The sequence below is a fragment of the Streptomyces pilosus genome (assembly GCF_014649835.1).
GTDB classification, from domain to species: Bacteria; Actinomycetota; Actinomycetes; order Streptomycetales; family Streptomycetaceae; genus Streptomyces; species Streptomyces pilosus.
The window spans coordinates 1,103,667-1,124,211 of record NZ_BMTU01000001.1 but is presented as its reverse complement, the minus strand read 5'-3'; the positions used below and the strand labels follow the sequence as shown (position 1 = coordinate 1,124,211).

The window sequence follows — 20,545 nt, the reverse complement described above, 5'->3', positions numbered from 1 at the left end:
TGTGATTTCTGTGAATGTCAGGAAGGTCTCCCATGGCACCGCGCATCCTGCTGGCCCGGCACGGACAGACCGCTTGGTCACTGTCCGGCAAGCACACCGGCAGGACCGATGTTCCGCTCCTGGAGGAGGGCCGGCGGGGGGCCGGGCTGCTGGGGAAGCGGTTGCGGCAGGCGCCCCTCGACGGGCTGACCGGGGCCGAGGTGCGGACCAGTCCGCTGGTGCGGGCGCGGGAGACGTGCGAGCTGGCCGGCTTCGGGGAGCGGGCGGAGAGCTGGGACACGCTCATGGAGTGGGACTACGGGGCGTACGAGGGGATGACCCCGGGGGAGATACAGGCGTCCCGGCCGGGGTGGCTGATCTGGCGGGACGGCGTTCCGGAGGGCGAGAGCCGTGCCGAGGTGACCGCCCGCGCGGACGAGGTGGTGGCGTGGGCGCGGTCCGCCGACCGGGACGTGCTGGTGTTCGCGCACGGGCACATCCTGCGGTCCATCGGCGCGCGGTGGCTGGGGTTGCCGCTGGACTTCGCGGCGCGGGTGCGGCTGAATCCGACGTCGCTGTCGGTGCTGGGCTGGGCGTACGGGGAGCCGGCGATCGAGTCGTGGAACGACGTGGGGCACCTGGTGGACTGACGCGGGGCCGGGCGCGCGGGCCGGCGCGTGATCGCGGGCAGTCGTGCCTTCGCGGTGCCCCCGCGGTGCCTTGAAGGCCAGGGAGGCGCCTCCGGGGCGACAGGGGAGGGTGGGCGCGGCGCACTGGGGGGGGGCGCCGGGCCGCGCGACCCGCCCCCGGCCGGTGCCCACGCCGGGCCACGCGTTGTCACCCCGGCGAAGCGGCAGGCCGGTCAGACCGCTCGCGGCAGCGCCGCGTGGCGGTCGAGGAAGGAGGAGACGCCGGCTGCCCGGCGGTGCGGCAGGAGGACCCGGGACGTCCCCGCCAGCATCGTGCGCACCCGCGACGACTGCACCTCGGCCAGCAGGTCCAGCACCCGCATCCCCGCCGCCGCCGCCTCGTCCGGGCGGCCGCCGCGCGCCAGGTCGTCGGCCAGTTCCGCCGTGTACAGCGCGATGTTGCGGGTGAAGTGCGGGTCCTGCAGTTCCGCCGCGCGGCGCGCGTGCCGTGCCGCCCGCGGCCAGTCGCCCAGCGTCGACCAGCACTGGGCCTCCAGACCCTCCAGCTCCGCCTCCCCGTAGAAGCTCATCCACTCCGGGTCCGCCTCCGAGGAGCCGCGCTCGAAGTAGGCCCCCGCCCGGACCAGCGCCTGCTCGCACCCCGTGCGGTCGGCGAGCCCCGCCCAGCCGCCCGCCTCGCGCAGCGCCAGCAGCGACATCAGCCGGGGCGAGCCCAGCGACCGCGCCGTCCGCTGCGCCGCCTGCGCCGCCCGCACCGCCTCCCGGGGCCGGCCCGTGTCCCGCGCGAGGAAGGCCGTGTTGCAGAAGGCGTGCGCCTCCAGCCCCGCGTCACCGGTCATCCGCGCGGTCGCCAGCGCCTCCGCGTAGTGCGAGCGGGCGTCGTCGAAGCGGCCCGAGTCGTGCGCCAGCCAGCCCACCGAGATGGCCAGTTCACCGGCGCCCGAGTACAGCCGGTCCGCCGTCCGCTGCCGTGTCACCCCCGCGTCCAGCAGCGCGTAGGCGGCCCGCAGCGGGGCCGCCGCACGGCGGTAGAGCCCGTCCGCCCCGTGCCGGTCGTCCAGCAGCCGGATCCGGCGGACGGCTTCCTCCAGCACGCCCGCGTCGCTCGCCCCCGCGCGGCGCACGGCGCGCTGCGCCGCCGAGGCGTCGGAGGCGAACCCGTAGGGGCTCAGCGAGGCGGCGGCCACCGTGGCGCCCCCTCCGGTCATGAATGCGCGACGCAGCACGTCGCTCTCCTCGTGGTCGTGCGGGTCGTACGTGTCGTACCGGTCCTGCGTCTCATACGGCTCGTACGCCCCGCTGTTCTCACCCGTGGCGTTCGCCGGGTTCCCGGCCCGGCCGCCGGACACGTCGCCGGCGGTCCGGGCCCGGCGTCCGCGGACCGACGAGCGGGGCGCGAAGCCCAGGTCGGTCAGCGTGCGGCCGGGAAACATGTGCAGGAACACCCGCTCGTAGGCGTAGTTGGGGCAGCGGATCTCACCCGCCTCCACCCTGTGCACGTACCGGGCGTCGCAGGCGACCCGCTCGCCGATCTCGCGGGCGGCCCGCCGTACCGCCGCGGCGAACTCGGCCGGCGAACGCGCTCCGCGCAGTTGCCGGAAGACCAGGTTCGGCCGCGGTGGCCGATCGGGTGTGGACGAGGGCACCGTTGACGACGCCATGGCCGGGTCCTCTCTGCGAACCGTCGAACCATGCCGGAATCGGGCGAGTTGTCCGAGTGCCGCCCTGTTTCCGGCGGGCTTGAACGTACCTGCTGTGACGGAGCCGCCACGCGGAGTTTGGCTACAAAACGGATATGTCCTCCGCGATCCGCCATGAACTGCCATCCTTTGCGGCGCACTTCCGCCGTACCTGTTGACGTCCCGGCTCGTTGGGCTCTGTGGACCGGGAGCCCCCCGACTCCCGACCGCTTGTCCAAGCCAGGGATACGTGTGGTGGAGGCCGGGATGATGACGACGATCCGGAGCGACGATCCTTTAGAACCGCTCGATCCGCTCGATCCGCCGGGACCGCCGAGCACGGGCTGCGACGTGGTCACCGTGCCGGCCCGGCAGGGGCTGGAGGCGGTCGACATCCTGCGGCGCGCGGCGGGCGACGCGATGGGCCCGGTGCTGCATGGCGAGGGCGGTGCCACCCTCGGCTTCCTGGTGCCGCCCGGGACGGCCGCCGCCTGGGACGTACCGGGCAGCGTCTGCACGGAGACCGAGGGCCGCGGACTGCGGCTCACCCCCGAGCCGCCGGTGGAGGGTGCGGACTGGCTGCTGCCGCCCGGTGAAGCCGACCTGGCGACGGACCCCGCCGCGCTGCGGGAGGCGCTGGGCGAGGCGCAGCGGCTGATCGAGGCCGCCGACGGCTGCTCCTGAACCCGTGCGGGCCCGGTCGGGGCCGCCTGGGACAATGGGGCCATGGGCAGGGCGAGGAGCGGTGGACGCGGGCAGGCCGGCGGTGCGCGGGCCGTCACCGAGGACGTCGACGGTGGAGTCGCCCGGCTCGTTCCCGACCCGGACCGGCCGCGGGCCTGGACCCTGCTCATCGACGGGGCCCCGCAGTCGCACGTCGACCTGGACGACCCCGCGCACCTGTCCTTCGAGTACCAGCGCCGCTTCGGCCACGTCGCCGACCTGGCCGCCCCGCCGGGCAAGCCCCTGCACGCCGTCCACCTGGGCGGTGGCGCGTTCACCCTGGCCCGGTACGTCGCGGCCACCCGCCCCCGCTCCACCCAGCAGGTCGTCGAACGCGACGCGGCGCTGGTCCGACTGGTCCGGCGCGAACTGCCGCTGGACGCCAGGGCCCGGATACGGGTGCGCACGGCGGACGCCCGCGAAGGGCTCGCCAAGGTGCCGGACGGCTGGGCCGGGCTCGTCGTCGCCGATGTCTTCAGCGGCGCCCGCACCCCGGCCCACCTGACCTCCACCGAGTTCCTCGACGACGTCCGCAGGGCACTCGCCCCCGGCGGGAGCTATGCCGCCAACCTCGCCGACGGGCCGCCGCTCACCCACCTGCGCGGCCAGATCGCCACCGCGGCCGCCCGGTTCGCCGAACTCGCGCTGATCGCGGACGCCGCCGTCCTGCGCGGCAAACGCTTCGGCAACGCCGTCCTCGTCGCCTCCGACGCCCCCCTCCCCGTCGCCGAACTGACCCGCCGGGCCGCCTCCGACCCGCACCCGGGCCGGGTCCTGCACGGCCGCGAACTGCTGGACTTCACCGGTGGAGCCGCCCCCGTGACCGACCTCGCGGCCGTCGCCTCACCGGCACCCCCCGCCTCCCTCTTCCACTGACCCGGCGGACGGCGAACGGCGGGTGACGGGGCCTCAGTAGGTCCCGATCTCCACCCGCGGCGGACCGTCGTGCCAGGTGCAGAACACCGACACCCGGTCCGCGCCCGAGGCGAACTCCACCCGGATCCACGTCTCCGTCTTCCACACCTGCATCGACCAGCCGGCCGCCGGGGTGGCCGACACCAGCGAGGCGGACGTCCTCCCCAGGTCGAAGACCGCCCGACCGCCCTCGGTGTCATAGCCCTTGACCTCACCGGAGGCCGTCGCGGGCGGCGGCGCGGGGGACCTGGGCGGCGCGGTGGTCGGGGACGGCTCCGGCTCCGGCCGCCGGGAGGCGGGTGCGGCCGACGGCTCCCGCGACGGCCGGGCGTCCTCCCCGGTGTCCTTCGACGGCGACGCGGACGGCCGCCGCGTCGACGACGACACCGCGCGCGACGACTTCCCGTCCTCCGCGCCGGCCGCCGCGACGGGCAGGGCACGGGGCGGGTCGTAGGCGGTGCCCTCCATCACGGTGCTGACACCCCACCACGACAGCGTGACCGCCGCGCCCGTGGCGAGCAGCCAGGCCAGTACGTGTACGAGTCCTCTGCGCATCGTCGGCCCATACTGCCCCACGGGCCCCACGGGTGTCGCGCCCCGGGAGGCGCCCGCGGTTGTCCACAGGCCCCGACGGGGGCCGCCCGCCATGGCGTACGGTGCCGCCCATGGCAAGTGTTCTCGTGGTCGAGGACGACCCGTTCGTCCGCTCGGCGCTGATCCGGCAGCTGACCGACGCCTCGCACACCGTGCGCAGCGTGGGCACGGCACTGGAGGCGCTGCGCGAGGTCGCCCACTTCCGGTTCGACGTGGTCGTCCTGGACCTCGGACTGCCCGACCTCGACGGCTCCGAGGCCCTGAAGATGCTGCGCGGCATCACCGACGTGCCCGTGATCGTCGCCACCGCCCGGGACGACGAGACCGAGGTCGTACGGCTGTTGAACGCCGGCGCGGACGACTACCTGACCAAGCCCTTCTCGGTGGAACACCTCTCGGCCCGGATGGCGGCCGTGCTGCGCCGCGCCCGCTCCGGCGGCGGCGGGGCCGCGCCCTCGCCGGTGATCCGGGTCGGCGGACTGACCGTCGACCCGCTGCGCCGCCAGGCGGAACTGGACGGCGTACGACTCGACCTGACCCGCCGCGAGTTCGACCTGCTCGCCTTCCTCGCCGGCCGGCCCGGTGTGGTCGTCGCCCGCAAGGAGCTGCTCGCCGAGGTGTGGCAGCAGTCCTACGGCGACGACCAGACCATCGACGTCCACCTGTCCTGGCTGCGCCGGAAGCTGGGGGAGACCGCCGCCCGGCCCCGCTACCTGCACACCTTGCGGGGCGTCGGCGTGAAACTGGAGCCGCCCGCCGCCCACACGCCCGGAGCGGAGCCGCCACGATGAGATGGGCCCTGGTCAAGGTGTCGCTGGCGGTGACGGCCATGGTGGTGGTCGCCTTCGCGGTGCCGCTCGGACTGGTCGTCCGGGAGATGGCCCGCGACCGGGCCTTCGCGGGCGCCGAGCGGGAGGCGGCGGCCGTCGCCCCCGCCCTGTCCATCACCACCGACCGCGACCAGCTCGAACGCGTCGTCGCCTCCACCGGCTCCGGCACCGGCATGGCCGTGCACATCCCGGCCGGGGACCGCAGCGAGGCCCTCGAGATCGGGAAGCGGCGGGCCGCCCCCGAGGACATCGCGGCCGTGCGGGAACTGGGCCGGGCGTCCACCTCCACCGTCTCCGGCGGCTCGACCCTGCTCCAGCCGGTCGCGCTCAGCAGCGGTGAGATCGCCGTCGTCGAGGTGTTCGTGCCCGAGTCCGAGGTCACCAACGGCGTCGGCACGGCGTGGGCGGTGCTCGCCGGGGTCGGCGTCGCGCTGATCCTCGGCTCCGTCGCGGTCGCCGACCGGCTGGGCGTACGGATGGTGCGGCCCGCGCAGCGGCTGGTGGAGGGGGCCCGTGAACTGGGGGAGGGGAAACTGGGCGCCCGGGTGCGGGAGGAGGGGCCGACCGAACTGCGGCTCGCGGCGGTCGCGTTCAACTCCATGGCCGACCAGGTCGTCCAGCTCCTCGCCAACGAGCGGGAGCTGGCCGCGGACCTGTCCCACCGGCTGCGCACGCCGCTGACCGTGCTGCGGCTCAACGCCGCCTCCCTCGGCGAGGGACCGGCCGCCGAGCAGACCCGGGCGGCCGTCGAGCAGCTGGAGCGCGAGGTGGACACCATCATCCGCACCGCCCGCGAGGCCAAGCCGCAGACGGCGGCGGCCGGACCCGGCGCCGGGTGCGACGCGGCCGAAGTGGTGCGCGAGCGGATGGCGTTCTGGTCGGCGCTCGCCGAGGACGAGGGCCGCAAGTGGCGGGTGGCCGGGGCCGACCGGCCGGTGCGGATCCCCGTGGCACGCACCGACCTGGCCGCCGCCCTCGACGCGCTGCTCGGCAACGTCTTCCGGCACACCGCCGAGGGCACCGCCTTCGCGGTCGACGTGCACAACGGCGAGGACGCGGTGATCGTGCTCGTCTCCGACGCGGGACCCGGCATACCCGACCCCGAGGCGGCGATGGCCCGCGGCCGGGGCTCCGGCAGCGACGGCTCGACCGGACTCGGCCTGGACATCGTGCGCCGGCTCGCCGAGGGCACCGGAGGCGACGTACGGATCGGTTCCTCGGTGCTCGGCGGGACCGAGGTGCGCGTGTGGATCCAGCTCGACGGACGCGAGCGGGCACCGGGGCGGCGCGGGCACCGGGGAACCGTGCGCCGCCGCAGGACGGGCCGGCTCGCCGCGTCCTTTAACCGCCCCCGATCCCTTCCTTAAGCCCACCCTAAGATCGCCGGCCGCCTTCCGGAACGGGAAGTTTGCCCGGTTCGGCGTCGCTAGCGTGCTGCCGCACCCCCCGATGAGCAACGAAGGCAGGCACGCGATGAGCACGCACCGGCGCAGGGTCAGCGGCAGGAACAAGGCGATCGGCGCGGTGGCCGCCGCTGCCGTGGCCGGCGGCGGTGCGTTCCTGTTCACCGGCACCGCACAGGCGGCCGGCGTCGGCGCCGCCTACACGAGGACCAGCGAGTGGTCGACCGGCTACAGCGCCCAGTACGTGGTGACCAACACCGGCGGCGAGCGGAAGCGGGACTGGAAGCTGGAGTTCGACCTGCCCGCCGGCACCGAGCTCGGGTCGCTGTGGAACGCCCGGTCCACGGTGGACGGCCGGCACGTCACCGTGCGGTCCGCGGCCTGGGACACCGACGGGCTGGCCGCCGGCGAGTCCGTCACCGTCGGCTTCGTCGCCAAGGGCGGCACGGACACCGCGCCCACGCCCGAACCGAGCGGCCGCCCCACCACCGCCCCCACGCCCACCGGGCAGCCGGCCCCCACCGGGGAGCCGACCACCGCCCCCACGCCCACCGGGAGCACCGGCACCGGAACCACCGCCGACGCAGGCTTCGCCCCCTACGTCGACACCTCCCTCTTCCCCGCCTTCGACCTGCTCGCGAGCGCCGAGGCGACCGGCGTGAAGCACTACAACCTCGCCTTCGTCACCGACGCCGGCGGCTGCACCCCCGCCTGGGGCGGCACCGGCGGTCTCGGCGGCAACGCCGTGGCCGGGCAGATCGGCGCGCTGCGCGCCTTGGGCGGCGACGTCCGGGTCTCCTTCGGCGGCGCGGCGGGCCGTGAACTCGGCACCACCTGTGGCTCGGTGGACGCGCTCGCCGCCGCCTACGGCAAGGTCGTCGACACCTACGGGCTCACCAAGGTCGACTTCGACGTCGAGGGCAGCGCCCTGCCCGACGCGGCCGCCCACACCCGCCGCGCCCAGGCCATCGCGAAGCTCCAGCGGGCGAACCCGGCACTGGACGTCTCCTTCACCCTCCCGGTCATGCCCGAAGGACTCACCCAGGACGGCGTCGGCCTGCTCGCCGACGCGAAGCGGAACGGCGTGCGCATCGACGCCGTTAACATCATGGCGATGGACTACGGGCCCGCCTACAGCGGCGACATGGGCACCTACGCCGAGCAGGCCGCCACCGCCACCCAGGCCCAGGTCAAGGGCATCCTCGGCCTCGGTGAGAGCGAGGCGTGGAAGACCGTCGCCGTCACCCCCATGATCGGCGTCAACGACGTCGTCACCGAGATCTTCACGGTCGACGACGCCACCCAGCTGGTGGACTTCGCCCGGGCCAAGGGCCTCGGATGGCTGTCGATGTGGTCCGGCACCCGCGACCAGCAGTGCCCCGGCGGCGCCAAGCCGTCCGCCGACGCCACCTGCAGCTCGGTCCTCCAGGACAGGTTCGCCTTCTCCAGGGCGTTCGCCGCCCGCGGCTGACACCGCCCGCCACAGACCCTCTCGGGAAACGGGGAAGCGAGTGCCCCGGCCGGTCCCCCCCACCCGGCCGGGGCACCCGCGCGTCCGGTGGCAGCCGGACACGCGAACGGGGCGCGGCACTCCCCTAGTGCACCGCGCCCCGCCCCCCGTACCCCGCGTCCCCCGTTGCCCGGATCCCGGGGGCAGGTCAGATGCCCTCGGGCTCCGGGAGCTCTCCCGTCTTCGCCGCACGCGCGTACCACAGGGCGCTGGACTTCGGCGTGCGCTGCTGCGTCACGTAGTCGACGTACACCGCGCCGAAGCGCTTGTCGTAGCCGTACGCCCACTCGAAGTTGTCCAGCAGCGACCACAGGTAGTAGCCGCGCACCTCGGCGCCGTCGGAGATGGCCCGGCGCACCGCCGTCAGGTGGCCGTGCAGGTAGGCGACGCGCTCGGGGTCGTGCACCGAGCCGTCGGCGTCCGGCTTGTCGTCGTAGGCCGCGCCGTTCTCGGTGATGTAGATCGGCAGCCCGGGGGCCTCGCGGTGGTAGCGCATGATCAGCTCGTGCAGGCCGGTCGGGTCGACGGACCAGCCCATCTCGGTCTGCTCGCCCGGCGACTGGTGGAAGGCGACGTCGTCCGCGGCGGGCCACGGCGAGTGCGCGCTCGCCCCGTGCCCGTCGGCCCGCGGGCCCTTGTCGTCCGGGTCCGCCGCCGACACCAGGGTGGGCGTGTAGTAGTTGAGGCCGATCGCGTCCAGCGGCTGGTGGATCAGGTCCAGGTCGCCGTCCTCGATGAAGGACCAGTCGGTGAGCGACGAGGTCGCCTCCAGCAGGGTCTCCGGGTAGGAGCCGTGCAGGATCGGGCCGTGGAAGATGCCGCCGGACAGGTCGTCGATCTTGCGGGCCGCCGCCCGGTCCGCCGGGTCGCTCGGCGAGAGGGGCCGCACCACCGAGGTGTTGAGGCTGAGCGAGATCTGGTTGCGGGCCGGCATCACCGAGCGCAGCGCCTTGGTGCCCAGGCCGTGCGCCAGGTTCAGGTGGTGGGCGGCCCGCAGCGCGGCCACCGGGTCGGTGCGGCCGGGCGCGTGCACGCCGGAGGCGTAGCCCAGGAAGGCGCTGCACCAGGGCTCGTTGAGCGTGATCCAGTTCTCCACGCGGTCGCCGAGCGCCTCGCCCACGATCTGCGCGTACTCCGCGAAGCGGTAGGCGGTGTCGCGCTCGGGCCAGCCGCCCGCGTCCTCCAGCTCCTGCGGCAGGTCCCAGTGGTAGAGGGTGACGGCGGGCTTGATGCCCTTCTCCAGCAGCTCGTCGACCAGCTTGCGGTAGAAGTCCAGACCGCGCTGGACGGCCGGGCCGCGGCCGGTCGGCTGCACCCGCGACCAGGACACGGAGAAGCGGTAGGCGCCCAGGTTCAGGTCCGCCATCAGGGCCACGTCGTCGCGGTAGCGGTGGTAGTGGTCGACAGCGATGTCACCGGTGTCGCCGCCGATGGTCTTGCCCGGCGTGTGGCTGAAGGTGTCCCAGATGGAAGGGGTACGCCCGTCCTCCCGCACCGCCCCCTCGATCTGGTACGCGGAGGTCGCGGCGCCCCAGAGGAAGGCGGGGGGAAAGGTCACCGGGGTCGCCGGCGTTGCGGAGTCAGACATGGAAGCGCTCCCATAGGAGGTCGTGGAGGACCGACGAGTACGGAAAGACGGAGGGGAGGGGGGAGGGGCCGAGGCGGCGGTGACCCGGCCCCCTGGGGTGCGGACGCGGACGTCAGCCCTTGACCGCGCCCTGCATGATGCCGCCGACGATCTGCTTGCCGAAGATCGCGAAGACCAGCAGCAGGGGCAGCGTACCGAGCAGCGCACCCGCCATGATCAGGGACTGGTCCGGGGTGTAGCCGCGTCCCAGGCCCGCGACGGCGACCTGCACGGTCGGGTTGCCGGTCTGGGTCAGCACGAGGAACGGCCACAGGAAGTCGTTCCAGGCCTGCACGAACATCAGCATGCCGAGCACGGCCATGGCCGGCCGCGCGGCCGGGAACACCACGTGCCAGATCACGCGCCAGCTGCCCGCGCCGTCCACCCTGGCCGCCTCGATGACCTCGTCCGGCAGTGCCTGGAGCAGGTACTGCCGCATGAAGAACACGCCGAACGCGCTCACCAGCGACGGGAAGATGACCGCCTGCAGCTGGTCGGTCCAGTCGAGCTTGGCGACCATCATGTACAGCGGGATGATGCTGAGCTGCGGCGGGATCATCATCGTGCCGATGACGACCAGCATCAGGGCGTTGCGGCCCCTGAAGCGCAGCTTGGCGAAGGCGAACCCGGCGACCGTCGACAGCACCACGATGGTCACCGCGGACGTGCCCGCCACGATCGTGGTGTTGAGGAACGCCTCACCGAGGTTGGCCTCGGTCCAGGCGATCTCCAGGTTCTTGAACAGGTTCGAGCCGAACCAGAACGGCGGCGGCGTCTGCGCCAGGCGCTGGTTGTCCCGGGACGCGGCGATCGCCGTCCAGACCAGCGGGAACAGCGACACGAGCGTGAACACGATCAGGATCACGTACGCGATCGGACCGCCGTGCAGCGTGCCACCCGCCCGCGCGGACTTGGGCAGACGCGAGCGCCTCTGCTTCTGCTTCTCGACGGGTGTTGTCTCGGGGGGCGTCACAGTCGTCGTCACGGCCACAACTCCTTAACTGCTGGCGCGCAGCCGGCGCGAGATGACGTGGTTGATGAGGCCGATGACGATCAGGATCGCGAACATCGTCCAGGCGATCGCCGAGGCACGGCCCAGGTGCTGGTTCACCCAGCCCTGCTCGTACAGGTACAGGCCGAGCGTCTGGAACTGGTGCTCCGCGCCGCCCGACGCGCCCTTGTTGGGGTCGAACAGCAGCGGCTCGCCGAAGACCTGGCTGGCGCCGATCGTCGAGACGACCACCGTGAACAGGATCGTCGGGCGCAGCGACGGCAGCGTGACGTGGAGGAACTGCTTCCAGCGGCTGGCACCGTCCAGCGCCGCCGACTCGTACAGGTCCTGCGGGATCGCCTGCATCGCGGCCAGGTAGATGAGCGCGTTGTAGCCGGTCCAGCGCCAGATGATGATGGTGGACACGGCGATCTGGCCGGGCCACTTGTCGTCCTGCCAGGCGATGGGGTCGATCCCGACCGAGTCCAGCGCCCAGTTGATCATGCCGTAGTCACGCCCGAAGAGCAGCACGAACACCAGGGTGGCCGCGGCGATCGAGGTGGCGTACGGCGCGAGCATCGCGACCCGCCAGAAGGTCGAGGCACGCAGCTTGTAGTTGAGGATGTGCGCGATGCCCATCGCGATCATCAGCTGCGGAACGGTCGAGATGATGCCGATGGTCAGCGTGTTCTGCGCCGCGTTCCAGAAGAAGTCGTCGTCGAAGATCCGCGTGTAGTTCTTCAGCCCGACCCAGTTCATGTCGGTCGGGGCGGTCAGTTCGACCTGGTGCAGCGAGGCCCAGCCGGTCCAGATCAGCGGGAACAGGCCGAAGGCGGCGAACAGCAGGAAGAACGGCGAGACGAAGGCGTACGGGCTCCAGCGAGCGTCGCGCTGCCAGCGGCGGGACAGCTTGGCCCGGCGCTTGGCTTCCTTGTCCGTGGAGGAGCCGTCCTGCGGACGGCCCGGGGCCGCGCCCCCCTTGACGGGGGACGCGGCGGTGTCGGAGCGGGTGGCCATGCGGGTCACTTGTCCAGGTTGTTGTCGATGGTCTTGGTGGCCGTCTCCCAGGCCTCCTTGGCGGACTTGCCCTTCGTCACCAGGATGACGCCGTTGTCCGTCAGGCCCTGCTGGATGATCTGGTCCTTCGGGCCGATGACCTGGACCGGGATCTGCTTGGCGGCCTCGGAGAAGATCGTGCCGATCGGGGCGTCACCGGTCATGTCGTTCTTCGCGCCGGTCACCTCCGGGCTGTCGAACGCGGCCTGGGCGCTGGGGAAGCTGCCCTGCACCTTGAACAGCTTCGCCTGCTGCTCGGGCGCGGTCAGCCAGGCCACCAGCTTCTTGGCCTCGTCGACGTTCTTGCCGTTCTTCGGCACGCTCAGGAAGGAGCCGCCCCAGTTGCCGGACTTGGGGGCCACGGCCACGTCCCACTTGCCGGCGGCGTCGGGCTGCGACTTGCCCTTGATGTAGCCGAGCATCCACGGCGGGCAGGCCATCGCGGCGAACTTGTTGTTGGCGATCGTCTGGTCCCAGGCCGGCTGGAACTGCGTCTGGGCGCCGACCAGGCCCTTCTCGGCGGCCTCGGCGGTCAGGTCGAAGGCGTTCTTGACGGCCGGGTTGGTCTTGTAGATGACCTCGCCGGAGGCGTCGTAGAACTTCTCCTCCTCACTGCTGAGGATCGCGTTGATCAGACCGCCGGGGGAGTCGAGGAAGGTGGTGCCCTTGGGGCCCTTCTTCTTGTAGTCCTCGCCGACCTGGACGAACTTCTTCCAGTCGCCGGCCCACAGCTTCGCGACCTCCGCGCGGTCGCTGGGCAGTCCGGCCTTCTCGAAGAGGTCCTTGCGGTAGCAGATCGCCATCGGGCCGACGTCGGTGCCCAGGCCGATGGTCTGGCCGTCCTTGGTGGTGGCCTGCTCCCACTTCCACTCCAGCCAGTTCTCCTTCTTCACCCCCGGAGCCTTGGAGAGGTCCTCGAGCTTGGCCGCCTGGGTGCCCACGATCTCGGCTATGTTGCCGACTTCGACGGCCTGGACGTCCTGGAGGCCGCTGTTGGTGGTCAGGTGGTTGAGGAGCGCCGGGTAGTAGTTCTCGTTGCGCTCGACGACGTTCTCGGCGATCTTGATGTCGGGGTTGAGCTTCTCGTACTCGGCGTAGAGGCCGGCTTCCTTGAAGCCCATGGTGCCGAAGAGGCCCAGGGTGATCGTGGTCTTCCCCTCGCCGCCGCCCGACGAGGAATCGGAGTCGTCTCCGCCGTCGTCGGCACAGCCGGCCAGCAGCCCGGTGCCCAGCGAGACCACGGCCGCGACGGCCAGTGCCTTGCGGGCGATGGGCTTCCCCCCGCCCGACCGCTGACGGGAGAGGGGGAGGGTACGTGCTCGCATTGCGTCCTCCTGTTGCCCTGACGTGCCGACCCCCCGGCCAACGGCTCTGTTGGACCCTTGTTGAACGCATTGCGGCTCGGGCGGGGAACGTGCGGGTTGTGTATGTGTCAGGTACTGTGGGAGCGCTCCCACAAGTGATGTGTTGAAGAGTCGCGGGTCCGGGCGGGGGTGTCAAGGGAACAGACGCGGCAAAGTGCGTTCAGTTATCTGCCCGTTAACTTGACGCCGGCGGGTCGTCCGCGGAACGGATCGGTCCGCACAGTGTCCTCGACGCGGCCGTCACCGCCACTGCCGGGGCTGTTACATTCCAGGCCGGTGGGACGTACGAAGGAAGGCGGAGCCGATGGCAAGCCACGGAGCGCGGGGCCGGAGCGGCGGCCGGCCCACCCTCGAAGAGGTGGCCGCGCGCGCCGGGGTCGGCCGGGGCACGGTGTCCCGGGTGATCAACGGCTCGCCCCGGGTGAGCGACGCCACGCGCGCGGTCGTGGAGGCGGCGGTCGCCGAGCTCGGTTACGTCCCGAACACGGCGGCCCGCGCGCTGGCCGCGAACCGTACGGACGCCATAGCCCTGGTGGTGCCCGAGCCGGAGACCCGGTTCTTCGCCGAGCCGTACTTCTCCGACATCCTCCGGGGTGTCGGCGCGGCGCTGTCCGACACCGAGATGCAGCTGCTGCTGATCTTCGCGGGCAGTGACCGGGAGCGGCAGCGGCTCGCCCAGTACCTGGCCGCGCACCGGGTGGACGGGGTGCTGCTGGTCTCGGTGCACGCCGACGACCCGCTGCCCGACATGCTGTCCCAGCTGGAAATCCCCGCGGTGATCAGCGGCCCCCGCTCGGCCGCGGAGACGCTCGCCTCGGTGGACTCCGACAACTACGGCGGCGCCCGTCAGGCCGTCGAGCACCTCATCGGCCGGGGCCGGCGCCGCATCGCCCACATCACCGGCCGCCTGGACGTGTACGGCGCCCAGCGGCGCATCGACGGGTACCGCGACGCGCTGAGCGACGCGGGCCACGAGGTGGACGAGCTGCTGATCGAGCCGGGGGACTTCTCCGAGGAGGGCGGCCGGCGCGCGATGGCGGCCCTGCTGGAGCGCCGTCCCGGCCTGGACGCGGTCTTCGCCGCCTCGGACGTCACCGCGGCCGGCGCCCGGCAGGCCCTGCGCGAGGCGGGCCGCCGCATCCCCGACGACGTGGCGCTGGTCGGGTACGACGACTCCGCGATCGCCCGCCACATGGACCCGCCGCTGACGAGCGTGCGCCAGCCGATACAGGAGATGGGCCGCGCGATGATCGACCTGCTGCTCACCGAGGTCGCCGACCGCCGCCCGTCCATGGCGAGGGGACTGGAGCGCCGCCAGATGGTGCTGGCCACGGAGCTGGTGGACCGCGCCTCGTCGTGAGGGCGTGTGCGCGGCCGCCGGCCCCGCACACGCCCCCCGGAACGAGTTCAGCCGGTGACCTCCGCGCGAGGTCACCGGCTGACTGGTGAGGGTGAGTGACGGGACTTGAACCCGCGACATCCTGGACCACAACCAGGTGCTCTACCAGCTGAGCTACACCCACCATGGCCTTGTCGGTCGAGGTCAGTGACTTCTCCGACCGGCCGAGAAAAAGTGTACAGGGTCCGAAGGGGTGCTCGCGCACACCTTTCGGCGGGGGCCTCCCGGGACCCCCGGGTGCCCTACTGAGCAGGCAGGACGTGCTTGGCGGCGATCTTCTTCGCGGTGTCCGAGTCGGGTCCCGGCTGCGGTACGAAGACGGCCTCGCGGTAGTAGCGCAGTTCCGCGATGGACTCGCGGATGTCGGCGAGCGCGCGGTGGTTGCCGTTCTTCTCGGGGCTGTTGAAGTACGCCCTGGGGTACCAGCGGCGGGCCAGCTCCTTGACGCTGGAGACGTCCACGATGCGGTAGTGCAGGTAGTCCTCCAGGGTCGGCATGTCCCGCAGCAGGAAACCGCGGTCGGTGCCGACGGAGTTGCCGCACAGGGGCGCCTTGCCGGGCTCCTTGACGTGCTCGCGCACATAGTCGAGGACCCGCTGCTCGGCCTCCTCCAGCGTCGTGCCGCCGTCCAGCTCGGCGAGCAGACCGGACGCGGTGTGCATCTCCCGCACCACCTCCGGCATCGTCTCCAGGGCCCGCTCCGGCGGGCGGATGACGATGTCCACGCCCTCGCCGAGCACGTTCAGCTCGGAGTCGGTGACGAGGGCGGCCACTTCGATGAGCGCGTCGTCCGACAGCGAGAGACCGGTCATCTCGCAGTCGATCCACACCATGCGATCGTTCATGTGTCTAACCTTACGGGGCGCCTCGCCGTGCGGGACCGGGTGGTGAGCCGCCCGCTGGTGTGATGTCCCGGTACCGGTGTGAACGTCACCGGGGCCGCCGCGCCGGGGCCCCGCCCCGGCCCCGGACGGGCCGCGGACGGGCCGCGGACGTGCCCCGGACGGGCCATGTCCTCGGGTGCCGGACGGGCCGGAGGCGGTGGCCTCCGGCCCGTCGGTCACCGTTGCCGAATCACGGCGCGCTGCGCTGGCCCGGTACGCCGGAGGCCGTCAGGGACGGGCCGACGCCCGCCGCCGTGCGGCGGGACTGGTGCGGCAGCGGACTGTCCGGGTGCAGGGCCGGCGGCAGCGGGTGCCCGGTGTGGCCCGGCTGGCCCGGCTGGCCGGGCGGGACGGGTCCCTGGCCGTGCACGGCCGCCTCGCCGTCCTGGTGCCGGTCGGCCTGCGGGCGCCGCGCACGGTACGCGGCCCGGTAGGCGGCCGGGGACGAACCCAGCTGACGCCGGAAGTGGCCGCGCAGGGCCACCGGCGAGCGGAAACCGCAGCGGCCGGCCACCTCGTCGACCGAGTAGTCCGACGTCTCCAGCAGCCGCTGCGCCTGCAGCACCCGCTGGGTGATCAGCCACTGCAGCGGAGCGCTGCCGGTCAGCGAACGGAAGCGGCGGTCGAACGTGCGGCGGCTCATGTAGGCGCGTGCCGCCAGCGTCTCCACGTCGAACTGCTCGTGGAGGTGCTCCAGCGCCCAGGCGACGACCTCGGCGAGCGGGTCGGCGCCGATCTCCTCCGGTAAAGACCGGTCGAGGTAGCGCTCCTGGCCGCCGCTGCGGCGCGGGGGGACCACCAGACGGCGGGCGAGCGCGCCGGCCGCCTCGTTGCCGTGGTCCGTGCGCACGATGTGCAGACACAGGTCGATGCCGGCCGCGGTGCCCGCCGACGTCAGCACGTCGCCGTCGTCCACGAAGAGTTCCCGCGGATCGACGTGCACCGACGGATAGCGTTTCGCCAGCGTCGGCGCGTACATCCAGTGGGTGGTGGCCGGCCGGCCGTCCAGCAGGCCCGCCGCCGCGAGGACGAAGGCGCCGGTGCACAGCCCGACGATGCGGGCGCCCTCCTCGTGGGCCCGGCGCAGCGCGTCGAGCGCGTCCTGCGGTGGCGGCGAGGTGATGGAACGCCAGGCCGGCACCACGACGGTGCCCGCCCGGGATATCGCCTCCAGGCCGTGTGGCGTGGTGAGTTCCAGGCCCCCTGTGGTCCGCAGCGGGCCGTCCTCGCCTCCGCACACCAGCAGTCGGTAGCGCGGTACGCCGGCGTCCTGGCGGTCAACCCCGAACACCGACAGCGGTATGGAACTCTCGAAGATGGGGCCGCCGCTGAACAGCAGCACCGCGACGATCTCCTTGCGGCGTCGCCCGGAGAGTTTCCGGGCCGCGGCTTCCGGCGCGGCAGTGGAGTCGTGGCTCATAACTGCTAAGCCCCCCTCGGTGGTCGCGGCTCCTCGGTTGTGTCGCTCCTGCACGTTTCCCCTCGGTCCTGCACGAGTCCCCCGCCGTACGACAGTCAAGATCGAATCTACTGCGTCCAGTTGCGCCCGGGTGGCCGGTTCACCACCCGGCGGATTGTCGACTTGGCAACTTGGCGTGAAGCATTCGATCACGAAGGGTTGCACTCGCGGGGCGTGCAGGGAAGTGCGCCTTGTCGCGGTGGCCAATCCCCGTAGGGTGCGCGCGGCTCACGGGAGCCTTTTTGCGCAGGTCGGACGAGGGATGGGGGGTGGTCGCCACAGGAGGCGTACACCAGCCGGAAGTTGGCTGAAAAGATACGGCGGCGGGCGCGGAAACCGGTCACGCGACCGGTGTATCCCCGCCAGCCCGTGCCCGGCCGCCCCGCGGTCCGGTTCCGGCCCGGCGCCGTCCGCCCCGGCGCGGCCCCCGGCTCCCCGGCGGCGGGCCGTGCGCCGACCCGCCCGGAGCGGCGCGTCGGCGGCCGGCGGGCGCCCGTGACGGCCGCCGGACCGCGTGCCGCGCGGGCCGCCCCCGCCACGGAGCAGCCGCCCCGCCACGGACGGGCCGCACCCCGGCAGGGCCACCGGGGCCAGGGGCTGCGGAAGGCCGCCCGGCGGGCCGTACCGGCCGCCGGATCCCGTCGGGCGGTGCGGCACGGTCCCGATCGGGGTGGGCCCGGAGCCGGACATCGAGGCGCCGCTCCCTGTGGCGTCGCTCACGGGGACCGCCGCGCGGCCGGACCTCCGGTCACCGTGGTCACCGGCCGGACGACCGCGGCGGACCGGGGCGCGCGACCCGGACGGCCCCCACTCTCCCGGTCAACCGGGTCCCGCGCAAACCGCCTGTACAGGGCAGCAACCATTGCGTGACGGGCGCCCCCTCGTGCATGCTCCGGGGAACCCGCCTGCCGGTATGCGCGGGGTCTGGGCCAAGGAGGCGTGCCGCCGTACCCTTGGGGGTATGGGGTTGGGAAGACCATTCCCGGACACAGCTCCGCCGCACACTGTCGTCCCCCAGAAGGATCACCACTCCGAGACAGCCATGGCCGGTCACGAATTCTTCGAACCCGCGGACCGCAAGCGGCCGGTCGCCGATCCCACGGCGGCCGAACCCCTGGCGGCGGAGGACTCACGCCATCCCTGCGACCCGGCGTTCCGGCACGGAGTGGTCGTCGGCTTCGACGGGTCCACCTCCAGCGAACGGGCCCTCGCGTACGCCATCGGCATGGCGCGGCGCCTCGGCTCGGGCCTGATCATCGTGCACGTCGCCAACCGGCTGCCCACGACGGTCTGGGCGGGCTGCGAGCCCCCGGTCTTCGTGGACGTCCCGGACCACCGCACGGAGGTGCTCGGGCTCGAGCTCGCCTGTGCGGACTACCTGACCGAGGTGCCGTGGATCCTGGTCGAGCGCGGCGGGGACATCTGCCACGAACTCGAAGAGGTGGGGCGGGAGTACGAAGCCGACGCGATCGTCGTGGGGTCCACCCACGGGCTCGTGGGGCGGATCTTCGGGTCCGTCGCCGGGAGGCTGGCGAAGCGGGCGCAGCGGCCGGTCGTCGTCATCCCGTAGACGCGGCGGGACCCCCGGCGCCGCCCTGGGGCGGGCACGCGGGGGTCCCTCTCGCGCAGCGGCCGTGCGCCGGCCCGGGCGCTTCTACTCCACCGTCACCGACTTGGCGAGGTTGCGGGGCTTGTCGATGTCCCGGCCGAGGGCCAGAGCCGTGTGGTAGGCGAGGAGTTGGAGGGGGATGCCCATCAGGATGGGGTCGAGCTCGTCCTCGTTCTTGGGGACGAGGAGGGTGTGGTCGGCCTTCTCCTGGTGCTGGTGGGCGACGGCGAGGATCTGGCCGCTGCGGGCCTTGATCTCCTCCAGGGCCGCGCGGTTCTTCTCCAGCAGGTCGTCGTCCGGGACGATCGCGACCGTGGGCAGGGCCGGCTCGATCAGGGCCAGCGGGCCGTGCTTGAGCTCGGAGGCCGGGTAGGCCTCGGCGTGGATGTAGGAGACCTCCTTGAGCTTCAGGGAGGCCTCACGGGCCACCGGGTAACCCCGGACGCGGCCGATGAAGAGCATCGAGCGGGCGTCGGCGTACTGCTGGGCCAGCTTCTTGATCTCCTCCTCCTGCTCCATGATCTCGGCGATCTGGCCGGGCAGGCGGCGCAGGCCCTCGATGATCCGCTTGCCGTCGCGCACCGACAGGTCGCGGGTGCGGCCCAGGTGCAGGGCGAGCAGGGCGAAGGCGACCGTGGTGTTGGTGAAGCACTTGGTGGAGACCACGCACACCTCGGGGCCGGCGTGCACGTAGACGCCGCCGTCGGCCTCGCGGGCGATCGCGGAGCCGACCACGTTGACCACGCCCAGCACCCGCGCGCCCTTGCGCTTCAGCTCCTGCACGGCCGCCAGCACGTCGTAGGTCTCACCGGACTGGGAGACCGCGATGTACAGGGTGTCGGGGTCGACGACCGCGTTGCGGTAGCGGAACTCCGAGGCCGGCTCGGCGTCGGCGGGGATGCGGGCCAGCTCCTCGATCATCTGCGCGCCGATCATGCCGGCGTGGTACGAGGTGCCGCAGCCGAGGATCTTCACGCGGCGGATCCGGCGCGCCTCGCGGGCGTCCAGGTTGAGGCCGCCGAGGTGCACGGTGGAGAAGCGGTCGTCGATCCGGCCGCGCAGCACGCGGTCCACGGCCTCCGCCTGCTCGTGGATCTCCTTGTGCATGTACGTGTCGTGGCCGCCCATGTCGTACGAGGCCGCCTCCCACTCCACGGTGGTCGGCTCGGCGGTCGTGCGGGTGCCCTCGGTGGTGTAGGTGCGGAAGTCGTCGGCCTTGAGGGTGGCCATCTCGCCGTCGTCGAGGGTGACGATCTGCCGGGTGTGGGCGACCAGCGCGGCGATGTCGGAGGCGACGAACATCTCCTTCTCGCCGATGCCGAGGACCACGGGCGAGCCGTTGCGGGCCACGACTATGCGGTCGGGGAAGTCGGCGTGCAGCACGGCGATGCCGTAGGTGCCCTCGATGAGGCGCACGGTCTCGCGGACCTTGTCCTCGAGCTTCTCCGCCTGCGAGCGGGCGATGAGGTGGGTGAGGACCTCGGTGTCGGTCTCGGAGAGGAACTCGACGCCGTCCGCCTCCAGCTTGCGGCGCAGGTCGGCGGCGTTGTCGATGATGCCGTTGTGGACGACGGCGACCTTGCCCTCGGCGTCCAGGTGCGGGTGGGCGTTCACGTCGGAGGGGGCGCCGTGGGTGGCCCAGCGGGTGTGGGCGATGCCGGTGGTGCCCTTGAAGCGCGCCGGGACCTTGGCCTCCAGGTCGCGCACCCGGCCCTTGGCCTTGACCATCTTCAGGCCGGCCGTCTTGGGGGACGTCACGGCGATGCCCGCCGAGTCGTAGCCGCGGTACTCCAGGCGCTGCAGGCCCTCGAGCAGCAGGGGAGCGACCTCACGCCTGCCGATGTATCCGACGATTCCGCACATGTACGTTGGT

17 protein-coding genes and 1 tRNA gene are annotated in these 20,545 nt (G+C 72.7%); 8 read left to right on the top strand and 10 right to left on the bottom strand.

The genetic code is table 11. From position 1 onward, the window contains the following. The first annotated feature begins 32 nt into the window (after nt 1–32). Nucleotides 33–629 carry a histidine phosphatase family protein gene (locus IE118_RS05010; RefSeq protein ID WP_189555991.1) on the top strand — a complete coding sequence of 199 codons (597 nt, stop codon included), beginning with the start codon at nt 33–35 and terminating at the stop codon, nt 627–629. A gap of 212 nt (nt 630–841) precedes the next feature. Here IE118_RS05010 and IE118_RS05005 read toward each other — a convergent pair whose 3' ends face one another. Further along, nucleotides 842–2,290, bottom strand: a complete 1,449-nt coding sequence (locus IE118_RS05005; RefSeq protein ID WP_189555990.1) for an NsdA family TPR-like regulatory protein — start codon at nt 2,288–2,290, stop codon at nt 842–844. 285 nt (nt 2,291–2,575) lie between these two features. Here IE118_RS05005 and IE118_RS05000 point away from each other — a divergent pair, with 285 nt between their 5' ends. Continuing rightward, complete coding sequence (locus IE118_RS05000; protein ID WP_189555989.1) at nt 2,576–2,992, top strand: hypothetical protein; 417 nt, start codon at nt 2,576–2,578, stop codon at nt 2,990–2,992. Between the two features lie 42 nt (nt 2,993–3,034). Beyond that, nucleotides 3,035–3,907, top strand: a complete 873-nt coding sequence (locus tag IE118_RS04995; protein ID WP_189555988.1) for a spermidine synthase — start codon at nt 3,035–3,037, stop codon at nt 3,905–3,907. A gap of 33 nt (nt 3,908–3,940) precedes the next feature. Here IE118_RS04995 and IE118_RS04990 read toward each other — a convergent pair whose 3' ends face one another. Then, nucleotides 3,941–4,501: a hypothetical protein gene (locus IE118_RS04990; protein WP_189555987.1), complete on the bottom strand. Its 561-nt coding sequence runs from the start codon at nt 4,499–4,501 to the stop codon at nt 3,941–3,943. A 110-nt stretch (nt 4,502–4,611) separates the two neighbouring features. On the opposite strand from IE118_RS04990, the gene IE118_RS04985 reads away from it, so the two are divergent. The 3 genes from IE118_RS04985 (at nt 4,612) to IE118_RS04975 (ending at nt 8,244) form a co-directional block, all read left to right on the top strand. Further along, a complete protein-coding gene (locus IE118_RS04985; protein WP_189555986.1) occupies nt 4,612–5,331 on the top strand; it encodes a response regulator transcription factor in 720 nt (239 codons plus the stop codon). After that, nucleotides 5,328–6,737: a sensor histidine kinase gene (locus tag IE118_RS04980; protein WP_189555985.1), complete on the top strand. Its 1,410-nt coding sequence runs from the start codon at nt 5,328–5,330 to the stop codon at nt 6,735–6,737. Before IE118_RS04985 ends, IE118_RS04980 begins: the two co-directional genes overlap by 4 nt. Nucleotides 6,738–6,843: 106 nt before the next feature. After that, a complete protein-coding gene (locus tag IE118_RS04975) occupies nt 6,844–8,244 on the top strand; it encodes a cellulose binding domain-containing protein (protein ID WP_189555984.1) in 1,401 nt (466 codons plus the stop codon). Between the two features lie 187 nt (nt 8,245–8,431). On the opposite strand, the gene IE118_RS04970 is transcribed toward IE118_RS04975, so the two are convergent. The 4 genes from IE118_RS04970 to IE118_RS04955 all read right to left on the bottom strand — a co-directional run bounded on the left by IE118_RS04970 (nt 8,432) and on the right by IE118_RS04955 (nt 13,282). Further along, a complete protein-coding gene (locus tag IE118_RS04970; RefSeq protein WP_189555983.1) occupies nt 8,432–9,871 on the bottom strand; it encodes a GH1 family beta-glucosidase in 1,440 nt (479 codons plus the stop codon). A 112-nt stretch (nt 9,872–9,983) separates the two neighbouring features. Further along, on the bottom strand, nt 9,984–10,895 hold the full coding sequence (locus IE118_RS04965; RefSeq protein WP_189555982.1) for a carbohydrate ABC transporter permease: 912 nt from the start codon (nt 10,893–10,895) through the stop codon (nt 9,984–9,986). A 12-nt stretch (nt 10,896–10,907) separates the two neighbouring features. Further along, the gene (locus IE118_RS04960) at nt 10,908–11,918 is read right to left on the bottom strand and encodes a carbohydrate ABC transporter permease (RefSeq protein WP_189556089.1); all 1,011 of its coding nucleotides are present in this window, start codon (nt 11,916–11,918) and stop codon (nt 10,908–10,910) included. Nucleotides 11,919–11,923: 5 nt separating this feature from the next. After that, a complete protein-coding gene (locus tag IE118_RS04955) occupies nt 11,924–13,282 on the bottom strand; it encodes an ABC transporter substrate-binding protein (RefSeq protein WP_189555981.1) in 1,359 nt (452 codons plus the stop codon). Nucleotides 13,283–13,625: 343 nt separating this feature from the next. Here IE118_RS04955 and IE118_RS04950 point away from each other — a divergent pair, with 343 nt between their 5' ends. Then, nucleotides 13,626–14,681: a LacI family DNA-binding transcriptional regulator gene (locus tag IE118_RS04950; RefSeq protein WP_189555980.1), complete on the top strand. Its 1,056-nt coding sequence runs from the start codon at nt 13,626–13,628 to the stop codon at nt 14,679–14,681. Nucleotides 14,682–14,771: 90 nt separating this feature from the next. On the opposite strand, the gene IE118_RS04945 is transcribed toward IE118_RS04950, so the two are convergent. The 3 genes from IE118_RS04945 to IE118_RS04935 form a co-directional block, all read right to left on the bottom strand. Beyond that, nucleotides 14,772–14,844: transfer RNA gene (locus IE118_RS04945), tRNA-His, on the bottom strand. Between the two features lie 118 nt (nt 14,845–14,962). Then, nucleotides 14,963–15,565 carry an oligoribonuclease gene (gene orn, locus IE118_RS04940; RefSeq protein ID WP_189555979.1) on the bottom strand — a complete coding sequence of 201 codons (603 nt, stop codon included), beginning with the start codon at nt 15,563–15,565 and terminating at the stop codon, nt 14,963–14,965. A 229-nt stretch (nt 15,566–15,794) separates the two neighbouring features. Next, a complete protein-coding gene (locus IE118_RS04935; RefSeq protein ID WP_189555978.1) occupies nt 15,795–17,024 on the bottom strand; it encodes a helix-turn-helix domain-containing protein in 1,230 nt (409 codons plus the stop codon). A gap of 1,081 nt (nt 17,025–18,105) precedes the next feature. Here IE118_RS04935 and IE118_RS04930 point away from each other — a divergent pair. Further along, a complete protein-coding gene (locus tag IE118_RS04930) occupies nt 18,106–18,633 on the top strand; it encodes a universal stress protein (RefSeq protein WP_189555977.1) in 528 nt (175 codons plus the stop codon). An 84-nt stretch (nt 18,634–18,717) separates the two neighbouring features. Here the strand turns inward: IE118_RS04930 and glmS are convergent, their stop codons facing one another. Continuing rightward, nucleotides 18,718–20,535 carry a glutamine--fructose-6-phosphate transaminase (isomerizing) gene (glmS, locus tag IE118_RS04925; protein ID WP_189555976.1) on the bottom strand — a complete coding sequence of 606 codons (1,818 nt, stop codon included), beginning with the start codon at nt 20,533–20,535 and terminating at the stop codon, nt 18,718–18,720. Nucleotides 20,536–20,545: the final 10 nt, after the last annotated feature.

Bases quoted from the DNA above. Each gene is read 5' to 3' on its own strand.
- IE118_RS05010 (WP_189555991.1), top strand. From the start codon at position 33: ATGGCACCGCGCATCCTGCTGGCCCGGCACGGACAGACCGCTTGGTCA.
- IE118_RS05005 (WP_189555990.1), bottom strand. From the start codon at position 2,290: ATGGCGTCGTCAACGGTGCCCTCGTCCACACCCGATCGGCCACCGCGG.
- IE118_RS05000 (WP_189555989.1), top strand. From the start codon at position 2,576: ATGATGACGACGATCCGGAGCGACGATCCTTTAGAACCGCTCGATCCG.
- IE118_RS04995 (WP_189555988.1), top strand. From the start codon at position 3,035: ATGGGCAGGGCGAGGAGCGGTGGACGCGGGCAGGCCGGCGGTGCGCGG.
- IE118_RS04990 (WP_189555987.1), bottom strand. From the start codon at position 4,501: ATGCGCAGAGGACTCGTACACGTACTGGCCTGGCTGCTCGCCACGGGC.
- IE118_RS04985 (WP_189555986.1), top strand. From the start codon at position 4,612: ATGGCAAGTGTTCTCGTGGTCGAGGACGACCCGTTCGTCCGCTCGGCG.
- IE118_RS04980 (WP_189555985.1), top strand. From the start codon at position 5,328: ATGAGATGGGCCCTGGTCAAGGTGTCGCTGGCGGTGACGGCCATGGTG.
- IE118_RS04975 (WP_189555984.1), top strand. From the start codon at position 6,844: ATGAGCACGCACCGGCGCAGGGTCAGCGGCAGGAACAAGGCGATCGGC.
- IE118_RS04970 (WP_189555983.1), bottom strand. From the start codon at position 9,871: ATGTCTGACTCCGCAACGCCGGCGACCCCGGTGACCTTTCCCCCCGCC.
- IE118_RS04960 (WP_189556089.1), bottom strand. From the start codon at position 11,918: ATGGCCACCCGCTCCGACACCGCCGCGTCCCCCGTCAAGGGGGGCGCG.
- IE118_RS04955 (WP_189555981.1), bottom strand. From the start codon at position 13,282: ATGCGAGCACGTACCCTCCCCCTCTCCCGTCAGCGGTCGGGCGGGGGG.
- IE118_RS04950 (WP_189555980.1), top strand. From the start codon at position 13,626: ATGGCAAGCCACGGAGCGCGGGGCCGGAGCGGCGGCCGGCCCACCCTC.
- orn (WP_189555979.1), bottom strand. From the start codon at position 15,565: ATGAACGATCGCATGGTGTGGATCGACTGCGAGATGACCGGTCTCTCG.
- IE118_RS04935 (WP_189555978.1), bottom strand. From the start codon at position 17,024: ATGAGCCACGACTCCACTGCCGCGCCGGAAGCCGCGGCCCGGAAACTC.
- IE118_RS04930 (WP_189555977.1), top strand. From the start codon at position 18,106: ATGGCCGGTCACGAATTCTTCGAACCCGCGGACCGCAAGCGGCCGGTC.
- glmS (WP_189555976.1), bottom strand. From the start codon at position 20,535: ATGTGCGGAATCGTCGGATACATCGGCAGGCGTGAGGTCGCTCCCCTG.